The sequence below is a fragment of the Paenibacillus apis genome (assembly GCF_018333295.1).
GTDB classification, from domain to species: domain Bacteria; phylum Bacillota; class Bacilli; order Paenibacillales; family Paenibacillaceae; genus Fontibacillus; species Fontibacillus antibioticophila.
Window position 1 is genome coordinate 18,743 of the sequence record NZ_BORS01000027.1, and the last position, 19,436, is coordinate 38,178.

Consider the following 19,436-nt stretch of genomic DNA (forward strand, 5'->3'; position numbering starts at 1 on the left):
GGGCAGTAATCCGATAGGAACAAGATCACGTTCGGCAGCTGTGGTATAATTGGAACAAATGTTCGAGTTCGATCGGCTGCTGAAAGAAAGGATGGCATGGGTGGTTTGAAGAAGACGAGGAATCAAGAGACAGAGGTAGAAGTAGAAGTAGAGGCAATCCCTTTCATTCAAATAGCGGTCCGGCCGTTGGTGGAATATGTGCTGCGCAGCGGGGATCTGAACAGCGGGTTCAGCCGGCCGAATGCGCTTGTGGAGGGAACGAGGGCACATCAGCAAGTGCAGCGGCAGTATGGCGAGCAGGATCAGAAAGAGGTGTATTTGTCTGCGGAGATTCCGTGCGGCGAGTTGGTCTTTCTGGTGGATGGACGCTGTGACGGTCTGCTTGTGCTGGAGGACGGCGGGCTGATGATCGACGAAATTAAGTCGACCTCCGGCGATTTGACGCTCATCGAAGCCGAAACTTATCCGGTTCATTGGGCCCAGGCGAAATGCTATGCCTATATGGCAGCTCTGGAGCGCGGGCTTGAGCATATGGCGATTCAGCTGACCTACATGCAGCTTCCGTCCGGGGAGCTGAAGCGGTTCCGGCAGAAGCAGGAGTTCGCAGAGCTGGAGGCCTTTGTTCATGAGCTAGTGAAGAGCTACGCGCCATATGCCCGGCTTCTGATGACTCACCGCGGCCAGCGCGATCAGAGCATTACCGCATTGCAGTTTCCTTTTCCGGACTACCGGGCAGGACAGCGCAAGCTGGCGGGCGCGGTATACAAGTCGATCCAGGAGAAGGTCAGCCTGTTCGCCAAGGCGCCGACGGGCATCGGCAAGACGATCTCGACGATCTTTCCGGCCGTCAAAGCGATCGGGGAGGGACATCTGCAGCAGATCTTCTATCTGACAGCCCGGACGACGAATCGCGCGGCGGCGGAAGCCGCCTTCTCCTTGCTGGAGGAGGGAGGCTTGCGGATGCATGCCGTGACCCTGACCGCCAAAGAAAAGGTATGCCTTCAGGAGCAAGTAAGCTGCCGCAAGGAGGACTGTCCTTTCGCGGACGGCTTCCATGATCGGATCAACGGCGCGGTGCTTGATATTTTAACTAATGAGACCTTGCTTGGCAGGCAGGTGATTGAGACTTATGCGATTAAGCATCGGGTTTGCCCGTTTGAATTTTCGCTGGAGCTGGCTTATACCGCAGATGCGATCATCTGCGATTATAACTATATATTTGATCCCAGAGTCTCGTTAAAAAGAATGTTCGCCGAGCAGAAGGGCAAGGCTGCACTGCTGGTGGACGAGGCGCACCATTTGGTGGATCGGGGCCGGGATATGTATTCCGCAGAGCTGGCCAAGCGCCCCTTTCTTGAGCTGCAGCGGGCGTACAAAGGCATCAACGATGGCGTGTACCGTGCTGCGAAGGCCGTTAACAGCTGCTTTGTTGCCCTGCGCAAGGAAGCGGATGGACCGCATCGAATCGATACGGACAAGCCGGAAGCTCTGCTCAAGCTGGCGGAGGATTTTCTGGTTGAGGTGGAGCGGGAGCTCTTCTCGCCCATGACAGGCGGTGCCTTGGCAGAGAAGGCGGAGCTGCTTCTTGAGACATATTTTATGGCGAACAACTTCCTGCGGACAGGCAAGCTCTATGATGAGCGATACATCTGTTATACGGAGTTTGCATCCAATGAGGCACGACTGGTCCAGTTCTGCCTCGATCCTTCTAGCTTGCTGCGCGAGGCCGGCAAGAGCTTCCGCTCGCGCATTTTCTTCTCCGCAACGCTGTCGCCGCTGTCCTACTTCCGGGATATGCTCGGGGCGAACGAAGAGGATTATACTCTGAGCGTACCGTCGCCGTTCTCCCGGGAGCAGCTTCAGGTGCGGATCCTTCCGTATTCGACCCGATACCGGGACCGGGACCGGACGAAGGCCTCCATTGGCGGATTGCTGAGGACGGTGCTCCTGGAGCGCAAGGGTAATTATTTGTTCTTCTTTCCTTCCTATGCCTATATGAACCTGATCTATGAAGAAGTGGCCGTAGGCCTGCCGGAAAACATAGCAGTGATGCGGCAGACGGCATCCATGTCGGAGGCGGAAAGAGAGCAATTCCTTGCGGCTTTCGAGGCGGAAGACGGACAGACATTGGCTGCATTCGCCGTTATGGGCGGAATTTTCTCCGAGGGGATCGATCTGGTAGGCGATCGCTTGATCGGAGTGGCCGTAATCGGCGTCGGGCTGCCGCAGATTGGACTCGAACGGGAATTGATTCGGGATTACTTTCAGGCCCGGGAGAAGGACGGATATGATTATGCCTATGTTTATCCCGGCATGAATAAGGTGCTTCAGGCTGGAGGGCGGCTGATCCGCTCGGAGAATGACCGCGGACTGCTGCTGCTCGTGGACGATCGCTACCTCCAGCCGCATTATGCCGGGTTATTGCCGGAGGAGTGGAAGTAGCCCGTGAGCGTGTTCAAGCTTGCTGCCCTTGACAACTAGTTCTAAATTATTTATCTTTATATTAAGATATAACAAATTTAAAGCAAGGAGGGTTTCGCTTGAGCTATCCGCAGCAGGATGCTTTGAACCTTCATATTGCGCTAACCAGAGCCAGTCAATGGGTAAATGCACATATGGACAAGGATATACGCAGATTTGGTCTGACGCGATCGGAATTTGGAGTGCTGGAGCTGTTGTATCATAAGGGCGCTCAGCCGATCCAGCAGATTGGCGGCAAGGTGCTGATGAGCAGCGGCAATATCACTTATGTAGTGGATAAGCTGGAGAAGCGCGGCTTTGTACGGCGCAATGCCTCGAAGGAAGACCGCCGTTTGATTTATGCGGAGATTACGGAGGAAGGTACCGCATTCATTCAGGAGGCATTTCCCAAGCACGCAGAGGTCATCGCTGAAGTCATGTCCGGTCTGTCGGAAGAGGAGAGACGGATTGCTGCAGAGCTGCTGAAGAAGCTCGGCAGACATGCACAGGCTACCTTTAAATAAGATTTTACCGATTGTGCAGGAAGGGCCTTTTGTTCGATTCCATTCTATGGCAGAATTAGGTAATATAAACGATATCAACCTTGAACCTATGAATTATGGCGCCGGGGGTGCAGGGCCAGGCTTTTCCCGTGATGAGCCCCTGAGCCGTAGGGGAGAGAAGCTGATGCTTCCTGCCTGGTTTGAACAGCAAAGAGAAGCCATCGAAGCAAACTTGGAGCCGATTCAGGTTCGGTTATTGGAGGGAGACCAGGAATGAAGCATATATTTCAACAAGGGATCGATGCTAAAGCGCCTGTGCTGCTGTTATTGCACGGAACCGGAGGGACAGAACAGGATCTGCTCCCGCTTGCCGGAATTATCTCGCCGCAATCGTCAGTACTCAGCCTCCGTGGCAGCGTTCTGGAAAACGGTATGCCCCGATTTTTCCGCCGTCTGGCAGAAGGGGTATTTGATGAAGAGGATCTGGTTCTGCGCACTGAGGAAATGCATAGCTTCCTTGGCGAAGCAGCAGACAACTACGGATTTGACCGAAGCAATATCGTAGCGATTGGCTACTCCAATGGAGCCAATATCGCGGGCAGCCTGCTCTTTCATTACAGTGGGGCGCTGCGCGGTGCGATTCTGCACCACCCGATGGTTCCGCGAAGAGGCATAGAACTGCCGAAGCTGAACGGGCTTCCGGTATTTATCGGAGCAGGGACAAACGATCCGCTCTGTTCTCCGCAAGAGACAGAAGAGCTGGAGCGGTTGCTTGCCGGAGCAGGGGCCAATGTCACGGTACAATGGCAATCCTCTGGTCATCAGCTCACTAAGGGAGAGATTGACGCGGCATCCGCGTGGTATCAGCATCATTTCTAAACTAACAGCAGTCAGCCCCGTCGCGGAAATGCCGACGGGGCTGACTGCTGTTTACGATGCGGATTGAATGCATGAACGGCGGCGATTAAGGATAGGTGATTATCTCATCAACTCCGCCAGCAGCTTATAGGAATGCAGCCGGGCCTGATGATCATAGACCTGTGTGGCTACGATCAGCTCGTCTGCGGCGGTCTCCTCCAGGATCTGTTCCAGCTTCTTACGGACAGTCTGAGGCGAGCCGATAGCCGCGAAGCTAAGCTGACGATGGACAAGCTCCCGCTCCTGTGGAGTCCAGATCGTGTCCATCGAATTGACCGGCGGACGAAGCTGCCCTGGCTGGCGGCGAATCAGGCCCAGGAACTGCTGCTCCTGGCTTGTCGCCAAACGCCGGGCCTCTTCATCGCTGTCCGCCGCGATGACATTGACCGCGACCATCGCATAAGGCCGCTCCAAGTGCGGCGAGGGCTCGAACCGGGAGCGATAAAGCTCCAGCGCCGCGATCAGATAGTCCGGCGCGAAATGGCTGGCGAAGGAGAACGGCAGGCCGAGCACGGCTGCGAGCTGAGCGCTGAAGCCGCTCGAGCCAAGCAGCCAGATCGGGATGTTCAGCCCTTCGCCCGGAACGGCCCGGACCCGCGGCGGCAGAGCCGGGCCGTCGCCGGGCCGGAAATATTCCCGAAGCTCGCGGAGCCGCTCCGGGAAGTCCTGGCCGTCGCTGCCCGGACCGCGGCGCAGAGCCTGCGCCGTGAGCGGATCAGACCCGGGCGCACGCCCGAGTCCAAGGTCGATCCGCCCCGGATACAGCGACTCCAGCGTGCCGAACTGCTCCGCCACTACCAGCGGCGAGTGGTTCGGCAGCATAATTCCGCCCGAGCCGACCCGGATCGTGCTCGTGCCTGCGGCGATATGGCCGATGACCACGGCCGTCGCAGAGCTGGCAATGCCAGGCATGCCATGGTGCTCGGCCAGCCAGAAGCGGTTGTAGCCCCAGCGCTCGGCATGCTGGGCCAGATCAAGCGAGCGGCTCAGCGACTCGGCAGCCGAGCCTGAGACCGGAATTGGGGCCAGATCCAAAATAGAGAGAGGAATCGCCGTTGTACCTCTATCCGTACGATCGGCTTCCGTGTGAAGGTGATAATTCAAGTCAGACATAGAGCAAAGACCTCCTGTATTCAAATTTGCGCTACGTAATGGCAAGTCGCAAGGATAGCTGAATTGCTAATTGGACACTATCATACCAAAAGTAAGTTGATGAGTAAAACTCCCTTAGGATGATTTAGTTCAGTCAAAGCAATCCGCAGGCAACAGCGATCGTAAGAATATTCCACACATTGCCCCCAGCGTGCGTCATCCTAATTCTATATAGGAACTAAAGAGTTTCATATTTCTCGCATAAGAAGTATAATAAAGTGAAACCATATGGTTTCCTATATAAAAATCCGAAAGGGAGTATTTCTAATGTCTACTCAAGCATTACCCGATATTCGCAAGACAATCCTTGTACATGCCCCGCTCCAAAAGGTGTGGGAAGCCGTATCCACCCCCGAAGGGCTGGCGGCCTGGTTTATGCCCGGCAATCTGCAGCCGGTGGCAGGTCATGAGTTTATTCTCGAGGCCGGACCCTTTGGTCAATCCCCTTGCAAGGTGCTGGAGGTTGAGCCGGAGAAGCGGTTGTCCTTTGCCTGGGGCAAGGATTGGACGCTAACCTTTGAATTGGTGCAGCAGGGTGATCAGGTTGAATTCACGCTGATTCACAGCGGCTGGACAGCTGAGCAATTGACTGAATTCGGGGAGCCGCACGAGCTGGTAAGAGGCCGGATGGACGGAGGCTGGAGCGGCATCGTGAAGAAGCTGTCCGCCTTCTTGGAGGGCTGAGCATGCCAGCTTCATCGGCAGCACAGCAGCAGGATATTTTTCAGGCGGTAGCGGATCCGACCCGGCGGGAGCTGTTAAGCCTGATTGGCGAGAGGGAATTGCCGCTCAAAGAGCTGACGCCGCATTTTCCCATGAGCCGTACCGCCGTATCCAAGCACCTGCATGTTCTTGCCCATGCAGACCTCGTCCTGGAGCGTAAGGTTGGCCGAGAGACCAGATATCGCGTCAACGCGGATCCGTTGCTTGAGATAAAGCGCTGGCTGGACTACTTCGACCGCTTCTGGGATAACAAGCTGAACATGCTCAAGCATTATGTAGAACAGGAACCAACTGAATCCGAGAAATCATAAGAGGGTGTCCCAAGTAAAATTCTACACTTTGATAACAAAATAAAGTGATCTTCATATAGAAACCAAGGGGCAAAGCGACCTTCTCTCGCTTGAATCCTTGGTTTCTTGCGTCCATTGCGGCTTTCTTGATCAAATGAGGAGCGAGGGGAAATCCGCACGACCTCCAAACTTACTTATGGTAAGCCTCGAAGCGCCTTAGTGCCTTTCTGCACTATAACGCCACACGAGCCCCCACACCACAATTATAATGCCTTTCTGCACTATAATCGTCGCATGAGCCCCCACACCAGCAATTATAATGCCTTTCTGCACTATAATCGTCACATTTGCCCCCACACCAGCAATTTTAATGCCTTTCTGCACTATAATCGCCACACGCGCCCCCACGCCAGCAATTTTAATGCCTTTCTGCACTATAATCGCCGCACGCGCCCCACACCAGCAATTTTAGTGCTTTTCTGCACTATAATCGCCACACGAGCCCCACACCAGCAATTTTAGTGCTTATCGGCATTTGTTTCGCGACGCACGGCGTTGCCTCACTTCGAAAAAGGTGTCCCCAATCATCTGCGATGACTTTAGGACACCCCTCTTATTATTCTACCCGCGCACCTCTATAAATTGAACTGAAGAAGCTACGTAGAAAAGGCATAAGCGTGAAGTGTTAAAAGCCTTCTGTAAGAAAGCTACTTCGGAAGCATAAAGAGATAGAGTTCGCCTTTGGGAGCGGATTTCCTCCTTGTAGGAATTCAGTCCAATAGAAGGAAATTCGCGAACAACAGCGATCGTAAGCACACTGCACACGTTGCCCCTAGCGTGCACTATTAGTTCAACTCCCCTATCCCTTTACAGCCCCTGCTACAACGCCTTTTACAATGTACTTTTGCAGGAAGATGAACACGATAATGGATGGAAGTACAGCCATCACCATGGCTGTCATGGCATACTGCCAGTCCGAAGTATATTGGCCGACGAAGGTGTAGGCCGCCAGCGTCAGCGTCTTGGTTGCAGGCGATCCGTTGACCATTAGGAGCGGAAGCAGGAAGTCGTTCCAGATCCACATCACATCGATAATAATGATGGTCGTCGTTACGGACTTCAAGAGCGGGAAGATTACGCTGAAGAACAGGCGGAACCCGGAGGCTCCATCAATCGTCGCGCTCTCGTCAATTTCCCGGGGAATCCCCTTCACAAAGCCGTGGTAAATGAATAGGGCCAATGGAGCGCCGAAGCCCCAGTACAAGAGGCCAAGTCCCCAGGTGCTTTCCGACAGATTCAGGTTTTTAGCCATTTGCAGCACCGTCAGCATGATCGATTGGAACGGGATCAGCATCGGCATAATACAAAGGAAGTAGATCAGGGAGCTGGCCCGGGATTTGGTTCGAGCCAGCTTGTAGGCTGCAATCGAAGAAATCAGGACAATCCCGGACAGTCCAAGCCCGGTAACGACCGTATTGTTCAGGAACAATCTAGGATAATTGATGTACTGCCACACATAAGAGTAATTTTCGAACGCGAGCTTCTTAGGCAATGCGATGACATCGGTCATCAGCTCGGAGAAGCTCTTCAATGAATTGATGATGGTCAGGAACAGCGGATACAGGAAGATCAGGGAGATCACCACCATGACAACTTCAAGCAGGATGATTCTCCAGTCTCTCTTCTTTTTCATTAGGCTTCAACCTCCCTGCGCTTGAATATTGTCAATTGAATCACCGTAATGATCAGAACAGCAATGAACAGAATCAAGGCCTTTGCTGTGCCGTAACCGTACAGATTGTTCTGGAAGGTATCCCTGTAAATATCGTAGGCAACGCTATAGGTTGTCCCTCCCGGTCCTCCGCCGGTCAGCGACAGAATAACGTCGAACACCTTGATCGAGTTGGTCAGCGCCATAAAGACCGAGATCGTAATTGAAGGCGCGAGCAGCGGCAGTGTCACATTGAAGAACCGGCGGACCGGTCCCGCCCCATCCACCGTGGCCGCTTCCTTGAGATCATCGGGAACCGATTGAAGCCCGGCGATGTAGATGACCAGATAGAAGCCGATGGATTGCCATAACGATACAAGCAGGATGGAAATGAAGGCCAGGTTCTGCTCGCCCAGCCAGCTTAGCCCGAACAAGCCCCAGCCTGTACTGGCACCCAGGGATTCAAAGCCTTGCATAAAGATGAACTTCCAGATGAAGCCGACAATGACCAAGCTTAGAATATATGGAATAAAGAAGGCTGCCCGCAGCCAGTTCGTGCTCTTCAGCTTCATATCGAGTACAAGGGCAAGCAGGATGGCCAGCACGTTCACCAGAATAATATAGGCCAGCGCATACTTGATCGTGAACCAGGCTGCATTGGAGAAGTTCGCATCTCCCATAAAGATTTGTTTAAAGTTATCCAGCCCCACGAATTTCGGGTGCTTGGAGATCCCGTTCCATTGGGTTAGGGAATAACGAATCGTCATCATAAACGGATAGTAAAATACGACAATAATGCTGACCAATATCGGCAACGTAAATGCGCCAAATTCCAGTCTCTCAGCTCGTCTTCTTCCACTTTTCAACTGTATGCACCTCTTTTGTCGGACGAAATTTGTAAACCGAGCATTGCAGATATGCTGTGCTATAGTGTAAGTATAGTGTAGTTATTAGGATGCCCTAAATGGATTTAAGAAATCAGTTAAGGGTAAAAAGGTGAACTGAAAATATCCCGATACGTACCCCTTAAGATAAAGGATGAGGCAAGATGTTCGATGGACTGAAACGCACTCTGCGGGCAGGATATGCCCGTTTATCCGGACGATTGGCGAACAAGCTCATACTGTTCTTCTCCACGATCATTATCCTGGTTGTGGTGTCGTTGACCCTCATCTCCGGGCATATGCTTCGTAAGGAATCCGTCGCTAACAGCATTGAGAGCACGGAGAACAACCTGAAGCTCGTCAACCAGAATCTGGAGGATTATCTGGCAGACATTGAGCAGCTGTCCCTTCCGCAAATCCGCTATGATGATTTACTTCAAGCCATCGTTAATGAAGACACGGACTACGCCTCCAAAATGTACCTGGATCAATACCTGCGCTCCCTGTTTTACTCACGCTCGGATCTGAACGGTATTTTCCTGTATCTGATCGACCAGGAGAAATACTACTCTATTACCCGCGAAGGCTCGGATACAAAGGCCCGGGTAGGCTTCCAGATCGGCATTGCGGATCAGCCCTGGTTCGAGCAGGCAATGACCAGCCCGAGGAGCCATTCTTTTCAATCCTTTGCTCAATCCAATGACCAAATTGGCTATACAGCGCTCAAAAACCCCGGAATTATGGCTTACCATCGGGTCATACGTTCCATTGCCTCCCGTGAGCCGCGGGCGGTTATTTCTTTTTATATTCAGCCGGAAGTGATTGAAGAGATCCTGCAGGACATTCCCATGGAGCAAGGGGAGCACTTGATTTTTTTGGACCCGGACAACACCCCTTTTTATGCGGACGACCTTTCGTTTTTTGAGCAAATGAAGGATACGAGCCAGTGGGATTACCTGGATGCAAGCGGTAGCGGTACCGACCCGGTCATTCGGAGGACCCCCGAGGGAAGTCAGTACTTGATCGTCAGCAATACGGGAGAGACGGAGAAATGGAAGCTGGCCAAGCCGATCCCCTATAGCAATATCTATGAACCGGCAAGACAGGCGAGGAATGTGAGCTTTCTGATTGGCGCCGCATTTCTGATTCTGTCGATCGTTCTGATAGCCTGGATAGCCAATGCAATCACCAGGCCGTTATACCGGTTATCCCGACAGATGAGGAAGTTCAGCGAGGGCACCTTTGATGCAGTGGCTTTAGTAAGAGGACAGGATGAGATCGCCGACCTGAATCGGCACTTCAACAAGATGGTATTCAGAACGAACGAGCTGATTAATGAGCGCTACAAGATGAAGCTTGTAGAGAAAAATGCGATATTAAAGGCGCTTGAAGCCGAGATCAATCCCCATTTTCTATACAATGCACTGCAGGCCATCTCCACCAAGGCACTGCGGAGCAAGGATTTCGAGGTAGCGGATATGATCGGAGCGCTGGGGCTGACATTGAGATATTGCATCGGAGGCAAAGACATCGTATTGGCGCGGGAGGAGCTGCAGCATATCGACCGTTACCTGGCATTGCAGAAGGCGCGCTTCGGCGACAGGCTCGAGGTAGAGCTGGAATGGGACGAATCCCTGAAGTCACTGCAGATTCCGAAGCTGTCTCTCCAGACGCTGATCGAGAACTCCATCAAGCATGCTGTCGAGAAAGTGTCCGGCACGGTCAAGATTAGAATCAGCGCAGCATTCGCGGAAGGGCATTTCGTCATTACCGTCGGGGATAATGGGCCGGGGATTCCGCAGAAGCGGATCGATCAGTTGAAGGCCCTCTTTCAGAAGGACTGGGAGGAGACCCAGGAGAGCGAGAATATCGGTCTTAAAAATTTGAATACGCGGCTCAAGCTGCTATATGGAGAACATGCCGAGCTTAGAATTAGCAATACAGATCATGGAGTATCCATCACAATGATGATTCCGCGGGGTGAAGATAGCGATGTACAAAGTATTGATTATTGATGATGAACAGCCGCTGCGTGAGGCGATTCAGATTTTAGGAGAATGGGACAGGCTGCAGGTCGGTGAGGTGCTGGAGGCAGCCGATGGACGAGCCGGATTGGACATGCTGCGGGCGTACAAGCCTGATCTGGTTATGATGGATATGAAAATGCCGGAAATGGGCGGCTTGGAGCTGCTGAAAATTATCGAGCAGGAGTTCCCTGAACTTCCCGTCATCGTCATCAGCGGGTTCAATGATTTCGAATATGCGAGACAAGCTCTCCGGTCCAATGCCCTGGATTATTTGCTCAAGCCCATCAATCGACAGGACTTGAACCAGGCACTGCAGAAGGGAATCGATCTGCTGGAGTCCAGAAAGCAGACCCGCAGCGAGTCCATTTCCCGCAATATTACGTACAACATGTCTCTGCCCAAGCTGAAGGAGAAGCTGTTCCTCTCCCTCATTGAACGCAGCTACAACAAGAGCGCCGACCAGACCTCCATGTCTTTAATTGGCGCAGATGACAAGGGAAGATATTATGGGGTCCTGGTATTGAGAGTGCTTAACCTGAAAGCGGTATGTGAACATAGATTCAACTCGGACACAGAGCTTCTTTCCTTTGCGGTAGCCAATGTATTTAACGAAATGACGGAGTCGGGGCTTACCTGTTTCAGCTTTGCTGACCCCAAGGAGGAAAGGGAGATGATTGCCGTCTATGACGGAATCGGTGCGGACGCCAGGGAATGGCAGTTCCGTGCCGGACAATTGCTGCGAAGTGTAGTTACCCAGCTTCATGCCTTGTTCGGCATTATATCCGTCGGCGGTCAGGGTGCTCCGGCACTGGACCCCAGGAAGCTGGCGGACTCTTATGAGGAGGCAAGAATTCGAGTATATAGCGTCGACCTGCTCAAGCTGTCCGGACGGTCTGCCGTGGGCATGGCAGAGGATCGCAGAGCACTGGAGATCCCTTCGCTTACCAGTCGGATGGCACTGATCAAGAGCAGCCTGGAGAACGGAAATCAGCGTCAGGCCGCAACCTTGGGCAGCGACTATCTTCGCCAAATTAAGTCGACAGCTTTTTTCAGAATTGGAGATGCAGACCGGCTGCTTACCGAAATGGTCGTACTGTTCAATGACATGGCCCGGGAGCATGGCGTAGCCGAAGAGAATATGCCGAACCCTGGGGAGAAATCGCTCAGAGCCTTTGGGTTAAAGACCGACTTTTCCAGCTTTGACGAACTGGAGAGCGTGTTTGCAGGTATATTGGAGCACTACAGCGCGCTTATTATGCAGGCGGCTTCGAGCCCGCGCTCCTTTGATGCCCAGCAAATTAAAGACTTTATTGACAACCATTATTATGAAGACATAAAAATATCGTATTTTGCCGAAAAATATTACCTGAGCAGGGAATACTTAATGAAGCTGTTCAAGCAGCAGTTCGGTTACGGAATTCATGAGTATGTCCAGAAAATACGGATGGATAAAGCGCTGAGGCTGCTCGATAATCCGGCGCTGAAGGTCCAGGAAATCTCGGAAATGCTGGGCTACAAGGACAAGAACTATTTTAGTAAAGCCTTCCGGAACTACTATGGAGCCTCGCCCTCCGAATACCGGAACCAACCAAGCGAGGATCAGGATAATAAGGATTAGAGGCAAGAAAGCGATTTCACTTTTTTACCCTTAATTCGCCACTTATCTACATTTTTATCCGGAGGTTCTCTCACTACAATGGGGAGTATAACAGTTAAAGCAATTCCAACACTAACAATGAAAGTGGGGGTACTAAGGGATGAAGAAAAAAAGAGTATGGGCAGGCTTCTTCAGTTTAGCGTTGGTTATGGGGCTGCTGTCCGGGTGCGGCGGCAATAACACCGCAAGCAATGGAGGTACCAATTCGGAAGGGGCCGCAACTGGGAACGACAGCAAGCCGGTCACCATTTATATGTTCACAGCTTCTCCAGAATACACAGATGCGTTTAACACGTATATATCGGAATATAAAAAGGTCAAGCCTAACGTGACGATCAATCTTGAGATTATGCAGGCCGACTACAACACGGTACTGAAGTCGAAGATCGCTGCGGGAAGCACGCCGGATGTATTCCAGACGACGGCAGGCGGAGATATTGATACCTTTGCCGATTATAGTGCGGATTTGACAAATGAACCGCTTGCCTCATCGATGACGGATGCGGTCAGATCGAATATGACTTCTTCGGACGGGAAGGTGCTGGGCCTTCCAATTAAGGGGAACCTGTTCACCCTTATTTACAACAAGAAGCTGTTTGCGGATGCAGGGATCGAAGCCTTCCCGAAGACAACGTCCGAGCTGGATGAAGCGATTACCAAGCTGGAAGCCAAGGGAATCACGCCATTCGCGAATGCCTACAAGGAATGGTGGGTATGGAAGCACATCTTCCAACACTATGTAGATGCAGCGGCGAAGGATGCAGGCATGGAGCCTAAAGACCTGGTGAACAAGTTCATCAGCGGCGAAGCGAAAATCAAGGACTACCCGGTTCTGTATGACAATTTCTTCTCCTTCATCGATACGACGGTTGCTCATGGCACAGACAAGCCGCTGGAACGCGACAGTAATGCCCAAGTAAGTGACTTCGCATTAGGCAAAGCAGCGATTATGACGGGTAAAGGCGCATGGGATGAGGAGGCCATCAAGAAAATCACACCGGATTTTGAGCTTGGGATTGCAGGCTATCCGGTAAGTGATGATGCGGCAGAGTCCTTCATTATTACAGGTGCCGACCAAGCGCTGCGGATTAACAAAGATTCCAAGGTTGTAAATGAAACGATTGAATTCTTCAACTGGTTGTACACTTCGGACTACGGCAAGAGCTGGTTCTCCGAGGTAGCGAAGGTTATTCCTCCGATCAAGGATGCTCCGCTTCCCGATCTGGATATGCCGAAGCAAATGGAAGAAATTCTGAAGACGGAACCGTCGGGCGACCTGTCGGTGAACTACTCGCTGGATACCTTCCACCAGAAATTCGGTGAATTGATGCAATCCTATATTGGCGGCAACAAGACGAAGGATCAGGTCATTCCCGAAATCGAACAGGCTTGGGTGCAGTTGGGCTCGGCTCAATAATACAGCGGATCTGTAGCGTCAATTCGCCGCAGTGCTCGGAGGGGTGCTGCGGCGAATTGAACTATTTTTTTATAGGCGGGTGTTATGATGGTACAAAACCTGGTCATTGTAGAAAACGGACTTCATCTTGTCATTGAAATTACAGATCAACTGGATGTGCGGCTGCTTCATTTTGGTTCGACGCCTTACCAGGCCTCCTTTATCGAGGAGAAGCAGAGACCCGGCTTTCGGCTGATGGAGCTGCAATTAACCGGCGAAGACCGGGATGAATACCATGGGCGTACCCATCGGGCTTCTTACCCTGGATTGCGGATGAAATACGCAAGTCATGAGGATACGCGAAACAGCATGGGACGTAAGCTTTCGATCGCCTTAGAAGATAATGAAACCGGATTGAAGGCAATTCAGCATTTTCAGTTTTTTGATGGCATCGGCATGCTTCGCTCTTGGGTAGATCTGGTTCATGAAGGCAAGGAGCCGGTCGGGGTAGAGTACGTGTCTTCTTTTGCACTCACAGGCATTGATAAAGAGGGCGTGCTCTCCCGTGATGAGAAACTAAGGCTCTATATCCCGCATACCGGCTGGCAGAGCGAGCTGCAATGGCGGACTTACAGTCTGCCTGAGCTGGGGCTGTCCCATGTAACGGATCGATCCTCCAAGCGGATTGCTTTCAGCAATACAGGCTCTTGGTCAGCTGCCGAGCATATTCCGATGGCCGTTCTGGAAAATCAAGAAGCCGAGAGCACGCTGGTATGGCAGATTGAGCACAATGGCTCCTGGCATTGGGAGATGTTCGACCAATTCGATTATGTCACCCTGCTGATCAGCGGACCGACCGAGCACGATAATCAATGGTGGAAGCAGCTTAAGCCAGGCGAGAGCTTCTCCAGCATTCCGGTCGCGGTAGGGGCCGCGAATGGAGGCTTTGAACAGGCGATTGGGGAATTGACCCGCTATCGCCGCGCCATTCGCCGGCCGAATGAGGATAATCGCAAGCTGCAAATTATTTTTAATGATTATATGAATTGCCTGTGGGGAAGCCCGACGACGGCCAAGCTGCTGCCTTTAATAGACGCGGCTTCTGAGGTAGGCTGCGAATACTTCTGCATCGACGCCGGTTGGTATGCGCCGGGTGAATGGTGGAGCGGTGTTGGAGAATGGCTTCCATCGGAGCAGCGCTTCCCGGAAGGCATCAAGTACGTGCTCGACTACATCCGCGGCAAGGGAATGGTTCCCGGTCTCTGGCTGGAGCTGGAGGTCATGGGGATCCATAGTCCGAAGCTACAGGATACCGATGACAGCTGGTTCTTCATGCGGCATGGCAAGCGGGTGATGGACCGCAGCCGTTACCAGCTGGACTACAGCAATCCGAAGGTTGCCGCGTATGCCACGGAAGTCATTCGCCGGCTGGTGGAGGATTACGGTGTAGGCTATATCAAGATGGACTACAATATCAATGCCGGCATCGGTACAGAACGGGAATCGGACAGCTTCGGAGACGGGCTGCTTCGTCATAATCGGGCTTACCTGGCTTGGCTGGATGGCATCTTTGCCAAGTACCCGGCTCTGGTGATCGAGAATTGCTCCAGCGGCGGGATGCGGATGGATTACGCCATGCTTAGCCGATATAGCATTCAATCCACCAGTGATCAGGAGAACTATGTGAATTACGCGGCGATTGCGGCCGCGGCCCCATCTGCATTGACACCCGAGCAAGCGGCGGTATGGTCTTATCCGCTTCAGGAAGGAGACGATGAAGAAGTCGTCTTCAATATGGTTAATGCCCTGCTGCTGCGTGTGCATCAGAGCGGCCACCTCGCGGAATTGAATCCTAGACGCAAGGAACTCGTGAAAGAAGGTCTCGATTACTACAAGACCATCCGGTCGGAGATACCCGAAGCCCTTCCTTTCTGGCCATGGGGGCTGCCGACCCAGCAGGATGAATGGATCGCCATGGGGCTTCGCGCAGATGGGCGGCAGTTTATTGCGGTCTGGCGAGCCCGTGATGCGGACGGCAAGGGAGATCAACCTGCGGCGCGCGTGCTGGATCTGCCGGATCTCCGTGGGAAGCAGGTGGATGTCCAGTGTGCTTATCCACTGAACTTTCCAGGTGAGCATACATGGAATTCTGAATCAGGCAAGCTTGAGGTCACTCTGCCAGCAGCAAGGACAGCCCGCTTGTATGAAATCAAAATCATATAAAGATTAAAGGATAATGAGTAAGCTTCTTGGGGTTCCAGCCGTCATATAGATGACGGAGGAGCCTTTTTCATTTGGTGGGAGCTGTCTCAAAAGGAAAAGGAGGACTCCTGCCCTATCCGCAAGCTATAGTGAAGAAGGTTACTCTAAATTCCGCTCATCTTTTTGTTCGATCTCCAGTTGCTTTGCTGCGGCAGGATTATTCTTCATCGCCAAGCGGCTGATTAGTTCTCCGGCACCGTGACCAAAAATGCCACAGCCAATCCCAATACAGATATAAGGCAATGCCTGCAGCATCCCCTGTGAAGCTTCAAATGCCTGGATGAAATATAGACCACAGATCAGCAGTCCGAAGCCTCCGATGGTAAGAAAATAAGGCAGTATCGTTTTGCTCATACCTCTTCTTCCTCCTCATAAATAAAAATGTCTTCGATACTCATACCAAAGAAACGAGCAATCCTGAACGCTAAAAGAATGGATGGGTTATAACGTCCGTTTTCCAGCGAGCCTATAGTTTGTCTTGATACTTCAAGAGCGTTGGCTAGTTCTTCTTGCTTAATTCCACGTTGCTTGCGGATTTCTTCCAAACGATTGTTCATGTATTTGCCCTCCTATCATGGAAAGCATACTTTCCATGATAGGAGTATATAGCTTATCATTTCAAATGTAAAGCTAACTTTCCATGCCTGTTCCCGTTTGTTTACATCCTTCCTTGACGAAGCTGAAGGATAGGCGGACAATACAATAGTTCGGCATCTTTTTTGTGACATGAGGAAGGGAGATTTATGTTCGATGAATTCGATGAAAAAGTTTTTTAAATTGGAGCAGCATGGGACCAGCGTGAAAACGGAGCTGCTGGCCGGGCTCACCACCTTTTTGGCGATGGCCTATATTCTTGTCGTGAATCCGGCGGTTCTATCGGCCGCAGGCATTCCGTTCGATCAAGTGTTTATGGCCACGGTGATTTCCGCAGTCATAGGTACTCTGTTTATGGCGCTGTTCGCGAACCACCCGATTGCGATTGCTCCGGGGATGGGGTTGAATGCTTACTTCACAAGCGTCGTAGCGACGACCGGCCTATCCTATCAGGTTGTCTTGGGAACAGTCTTTCTGGCGGGACTGCTGTTCCTGCTGCTCAGTCTGACCTCTCTGCGCGAAGCGCTGATCCGGGCGATTCCGGACAGTCTTAAATATGGAATTACCGGCGGGATCGGTTTGTTTATTGCTTTCCTGGGCTTAAAAATGTCAGGTATTGTCGTAGCGAACCCCGAAAATCTGGTTACCTTCGGCGACCTGCATCGTTCAGTCACATTGCTGACGATTCTGGGTCTGTTCATCACTTTGATTTTAATGGCTCGCCGGATTCCGGGAGCTTTGTTCATCGGGATGGCAATCACTGCACTGATCGGATATTTCACGGGACAGCTGCATTTTGACGGCTTCTTCGCTGCACCGCCGGTCCCTGTCTTTTTTGATATGGATTTGCCGGGTGTATTTTCGCAAGGGCTCTACACCACCGTATTCGCCTTCTTGCTCGTAACTCTGTTTGATACCACCGGGACATTGATCGGCGTTGCCGAACAAACCGGTGCGATGAAGAATGGCGAGCTGCCGCGTGCGAAGTCGGCTCTGTTGGCGGATGCGACTGCAACGACGATCGGCTCCATGTTCGGCACGAGTCCTACCACCGCTTATATCGAATCGACGACAGGCGTGGCCGCAGGCGGGCGTACCGGGCTTACCTCTCTGGTCGTCGGCTGCTTGTTTGCCCTGTCTTTCTTCGTCTCGCCGCTCGTCGGTGCCATTTCCTCGCTTTCCGCCATAACCGCGCCTGCACTCATAATTGTAGGCTGCTTCATGATGGAGGGCCTGGCAAGAATCCAATGGAAAACCTTTGACGAGGCTTTCCCTGCATTCGCCATCATGCTGATGATGCCGCTCACTGCCAGCATCGCAACGGGAATCGCGGTTGGATTCATTACTTATCCTGTGATGAAGCTTGTCAGCGGCAAGGGCCGCGAGGTGCATCCGCTGCTCTATATCTTCGGTCTTATCTTCGTGATTCAGCTTGTGTTCTTCCCGGCTCACTAAGCCGCTAAGCACCGTAGTTCCCGGTAGTAATAAAGAATTTATTGTTAGTAATTAAGAATTTATTGTTACCAGGTCTTAACCTCGCTGTGACCTATTTCCGGTTTTTGCATTATATAATGAGTGTAATATATAATCTCCGGTGTTTGAAATTCCGGAAAATGGTTATTTATTCTTATCATGTCATGGTGATTTGAAATTGCCGGAGACTGGAAAGGCGGGGTTAAGATGAAAAGAAGATTAAGTGTCGTGCTCGCTCTGTTCCTTGTTGTCGTGATGTCTTCGTTGGTTACGTCGAGTTCGGGCGCTGCAGATCGTAAAGACAGCACAGCCCGCCCGGCCATTCGGGATGGACAAGAACTTACCGTATATATAGACCAGCTGAATTTGACGGGGGATGGCAGCGGCGAGATCGTCGTAGACCCGGTTCAATGGTATACAGGGGAAGAGGCGAAGGCTGAATTCGCCAAATACGAGCCTGATGCAGGAATCGACGGGCCGCCGGACGGTTACTTTATTGTTAATGAGAGCGAGCTCCTGCTGCCTCTGGCCGTGGCGGAGGATGCTGTAGTGATTATGCAGGTATATGACCGGACCGGAGATTTTGCCGATGTCGGCATTCAGTGGAATGAGCGCATTTCGTTGTCGAAGCTGGACACCTTGCTTCACCATACCGATATCGTGGATGTCCGCGATTTTCCGTATCATTTGACGATCGAGGATGGGAAGGTTACTAAGATTGTCCAACAATACATCCCTTAGAGGAAGTTCAAAAATCGGCTTTTGATCACGAGGTATTTCGAGATGTTGATTCGACGTCGAATCTTGCGTTCACCCTCGAAGTCCGGTACTCATGTAGGCTTCTCCTACACTCCGTTCCTCCTTCTTCGGGTTCACGCAAGCTTCTCGGTGCTGAAAAGCCGATTGTTTGAACACGTATTGAAAAAGGAAGTTCAAAAATCGGCTTTTGATCACGAGGTTATTCCAAAGCTGCCTATTCGACATCGAATCTTGCGTTCACCCTCGAAGTCCGAGCGTATGCTTACGAGGTATGCTTCCTTTGGAAGCATTTCGCTCATGTAGGCTTCTCCTACACTCCGTTCCTCCTTCTTCGGGTTCACGCAAGCTTCTCGGTGCTGAAAAGCCGATTTTTGAACACGTACTGAAAGAGGAAGTTCAAAAAACCGGCTTTTGATCACGAAGTACCTTGAAGCTCACAGCAGCATTTTAATACTTGTAACAACAAAGACCTGGGGATTGGTCCCCGGGTCTTTTCTTTATTTAGGCTTTAGCCAGTTGAGCTCGCGAAGCGTGCGAAACAAAAAACCACCCGCTATGCGGGTGGAGGAATCAAGGGTTTGACCACTAAGACCAAACCGATAGAATTGAGATGTTCAGGCTCAATTG

At 51.8% G+C, this 19,436-nt stretch carries 17 protein-coding genes; 12 read left to right on the plus strand and 5 right to left on the minus strand.

Translation table 11 applies throughout. From position 1 onward, the window contains the following. Positions 1-96 precede the first annotated feature (96 nt). The 4 genes from KI362_RS24055 (at position 97) to KI362_RS24070 (ending at position 3,842) form a co-directional block, all read left to right on the plus strand. Positions 97-2,442, plus strand: coding sequence for an ATP-dependent DNA helicase (locus KI362_RS24055; RefSeq protein WP_301630825.1), 2,346 nt, complete (start codon positions 97-99; stop codon positions 2,440-2,442). Positions 2,443-2,540: 98 nt separating this feature from the next. Next, complete coding sequence (locus KI362_RS24060) at positions 2,541-2,984, plus strand: MarR family winged helix-turn-helix transcriptional regulator (RefSeq protein ID WP_301630826.1); 444 nt, start codon at positions 2,541-2,543, stop codon at positions 2,982-2,984. A gap of 46 nt (positions 2,985-3,030) precedes the next feature. Continuing rightward, positions 3,031-3,240 (plus strand): hypothetical protein, encoded by a 210-nt coding sequence (locus KI362_RS24065; protein ID WP_044481212.1) that lies wholly within the window; start codon positions 3,031-3,033, stop codon positions 3,238-3,240. Continuing rightward, positions 3,237-3,842, plus strand: a complete 606-nt coding sequence (locus KI362_RS24070; RefSeq protein WP_301630827.1) for an alpha/beta hydrolase — start codon at positions 3,237-3,239, stop codon at positions 3,840-3,842. Before KI362_RS24065 ends, KI362_RS24070 begins: the two co-directional genes overlap by 4 nt. A gap of 99 nt (positions 3,843-3,941) precedes the next feature. On the opposite strand, the gene KI362_RS24075 is transcribed toward KI362_RS24070, so the two are convergent. Continuing rightward, positions 3,942-4,994 (minus strand): LLM class flavin-dependent oxidoreductase, encoded by a 1,053-nt coding sequence (locus KI362_RS24075; protein ID WP_301630828.1) that lies wholly within the window; start codon positions 4,992-4,994, stop codon positions 3,942-3,944. A 306-nt stretch (positions 4,995-5,300) separates the two neighbouring features. Here KI362_RS24075 and KI362_RS24080 point away from each other — a divergent pair, with 306 nt between their 5' ends. Continuing rightward, positions 5,301-5,717 (plus strand): SRPBCC family protein, encoded by a 417-nt coding sequence (locus KI362_RS24080; RefSeq protein ID WP_044481208.1) that lies wholly within the window; start codon positions 5,301-5,303, stop codon positions 5,715-5,717. A gap of 2 nt (positions 5,718-5,719) precedes the next feature. Next, positions 5,720-6,067 (plus strand): ArsR/SmtB family transcription factor, encoded by a 348-nt coding sequence (locus KI362_RS24085; RefSeq protein ID WP_301630829.1) that lies wholly within the window; start codon positions 5,720-5,722, stop codon positions 6,065-6,067. Between the two features lie 838 nt (positions 6,068-6,905). Here KI362_RS24085 and KI362_RS24090 read toward each other — a convergent pair. Both KI362_RS24090 and KI362_RS24095 read right to left on the minus strand, forming a co-directional pair. Beyond that, the gene (locus KI362_RS24090; protein ID WP_301630830.1) at positions 6,906-7,739 is read right to left on the minus strand and encodes a carbohydrate ABC transporter permease; all 834 of its coding nucleotides are present in this window, start codon (positions 7,737-7,739) and stop codon (positions 6,906-6,908) included. Continuing rightward, a complete protein-coding gene (locus KI362_RS24095; protein WP_187375183.1) occupies positions 7,739-8,629 on the minus strand; it encodes a carbohydrate ABC transporter permease in 891 nt (296 codons plus the stop codon). The genes KI362_RS24090 and KI362_RS24095 overlap by 1 nt, the downstream gene beginning before the upstream one ends. Positions 8,630-8,805: 176 nt before the next feature. Here KI362_RS24095 and KI362_RS24100 point away from each other — a divergent pair, with 176 nt between their 5' ends. The 4 genes from KI362_RS24100 (at position 8,806) to KI362_RS24115 (ending at position 15,944) form a co-directional block, all read left to right on the plus strand. Further along, a complete protein-coding gene (locus tag KI362_RS24100) occupies positions 8,806-10,656 on the plus strand; it encodes a cache domain-containing sensor histidine kinase (RefSeq protein ID WP_301630831.1) in 1,851 nt (616 codons plus the stop codon). Then, entirely contained in the window at positions 10,634-12,286 is a 1,653-nt protein-coding gene (locus tag KI362_RS24105; RefSeq protein ID WP_301630832.1) for a response regulator transcription factor, read from the plus strand. Before KI362_RS24100 ends, KI362_RS24105 begins: the two co-directional genes overlap by 23 nt. 139 nt (positions 12,287-12,425) lie before the next feature. Then, positions 12,426-13,742 carry an ABC transporter substrate-binding protein gene (locus KI362_RS24110; RefSeq protein ID WP_301630833.1) on the plus strand — a complete coding sequence of 439 codons (1,317 nt, stop codon included), beginning with the start codon at positions 12,426-12,428 and terminating at the stop codon, positions 13,740-13,742. An 87-nt stretch (positions 13,743-13,829) separates the two neighbouring features. Next, the gene (locus tag KI362_RS24115) at positions 13,830-15,944 is read left to right on the plus strand and encodes a glycoside hydrolase family 36 protein (protein ID WP_301630834.1); all 2,115 of its coding nucleotides are present in this window, start codon (positions 13,830-13,832) and stop codon (positions 15,942-15,944) included. 138 nt (positions 15,945-16,082) lie between these two features. On the opposite strand, the gene KI362_RS24120 is transcribed toward KI362_RS24115, so the two are convergent. Next, positions 16,083-16,337 (minus strand): hypothetical protein, encoded by a 255-nt coding sequence (locus tag KI362_RS24120; protein ID WP_301630835.1) that lies wholly within the window; start codon positions 16,335-16,337, stop codon positions 16,083-16,085. Beyond that, positions 16,334-16,540, minus strand: coding sequence for a helix-turn-helix transcriptional regulator (locus KI362_RS24125; protein WP_301630836.1), 207 nt, complete (start codon positions 16,538-16,540; stop codon positions 16,334-16,336). Before KI362_RS24125 ends, KI362_RS24120 begins: the two co-directional genes overlap by 4 nt. Before the next feature lie 202 nt (positions 16,541-16,742). Here KI362_RS24125 and KI362_RS24130 point away from each other — a divergent pair, with 202 nt between their 5' ends. Together KI362_RS24130 and KI362_RS24135 are read left to right on the plus strand one after the other, a co-directional pair. After that, positions 16,743-18,032, plus strand: coding sequence for an NCS2 family permease (locus tag KI362_RS24130; protein ID WP_301630837.1), 1,290 nt, complete (start codon positions 16,743-16,745; stop codon positions 18,030-18,032). A 225-nt stretch (positions 18,033-18,257) separates the two neighbouring features. Further along, the gene (locus tag KI362_RS24135) at positions 18,258-18,791 is read left to right on the plus strand and encodes a hypothetical protein (protein WP_301630838.1); all 534 of its coding nucleotides are present in this window, start codon (positions 18,258-18,260) and stop codon (positions 18,789-18,791) included. Positions 18,792-19,436 lie beyond the last annotated feature (645 nt).

Coding starts and splice junctions, on each gene's coding strand:
- KI362_RS24080 (WP_044481208.1), top strand. CDS start 5,301: ATGTCTACTCAAGCATTACCCGATATTCGCAAGACAATCCTTGTACAT.
- KI362_RS24120 (WP_301630835.1), bottom strand. CDS start 16,337: ATGAGCAAAACGATACTGCCTTATTTTCTTACCATCGGAGGCTTCGGA.
- KI362_RS24085 (WP_301630829.1), top strand. CDS start 5,720: ATGCCAGCTTCATCGGCAGCACAGCAGCAGGATATTTTTCAGGCGGTA.
- KI362_RS24125 (WP_301630836.1), bottom strand. CDS start 16,540: ATGAACAATCGTTTGGAAGAAATCCGCAAGCAACGTGGAATTAAGCAA.
- KI362_RS24065 (WP_044481212.1), top strand. CDS start 3,031: ATGGCAGAATTAGGTAATATAAACGATATCAACCTTGAACCTATGAAT.
- KI362_RS24090 (WP_301630830.1), bottom strand. CDS start 7,739: ATGAAAAAGAAGAGAGACTGGAGAATCATCCTGCTTGAAGTTGTCATG.
- KI362_RS24130 (WP_301630837.1), top strand. CDS start 16,743: ATGAAAAAGTTTTTTAAATTGGAGCAGCATGGGACCAGCGTGAAAACG.
- KI362_RS24105 (WP_301630832.1), top strand. CDS start 10,634: ATGTACAAAGTATTGATTATTGATGATGAACAGCCGCTGCGTGAGGCG.
- KI362_RS24110 (WP_301630833.1), top strand. CDS start 12,426: ATGAAGAAAAAAAGAGTATGGGCAGGCTTCTTCAGTTTAGCGTTGGTT.
- KI362_RS24070 (WP_301630827.1), top strand. CDS start 3,237: ATGAAGCATATATTTCAACAAGGGATCGATGCTAAAGCGCCTGTGCTG.
- KI362_RS24115 (WP_301630834.1), top strand. CDS start 13,830: ATGGTACAAAACCTGGTCATTGTAGAAAACGGACTTCATCTTGTCATT.
- KI362_RS24075 (WP_301630828.1), bottom strand. CDS start 4,994: ATGTCTGACTTGAATTATCACCTTCACACGGAAGCCGATCGTACGGAT.
- KI362_RS24135 (WP_301630838.1), top strand. CDS start 18,258: ATGAAAAGAAGATTAAGTGTCGTGCTCGCTCTGTTCCTTGTTGTCGTG.
- KI362_RS24100 (WP_301630831.1), top strand. CDS start 8,806: ATGTTCGATGGACTGAAACGCACTCTGCGGGCAGGATATGCCCGTTTA.
- KI362_RS24055 (WP_301630825.1), top strand. CDS start 97: ATGGGTGGTTTGAAGAAGACGAGGAATCAAGAGACAGAGGTAGAAGTA.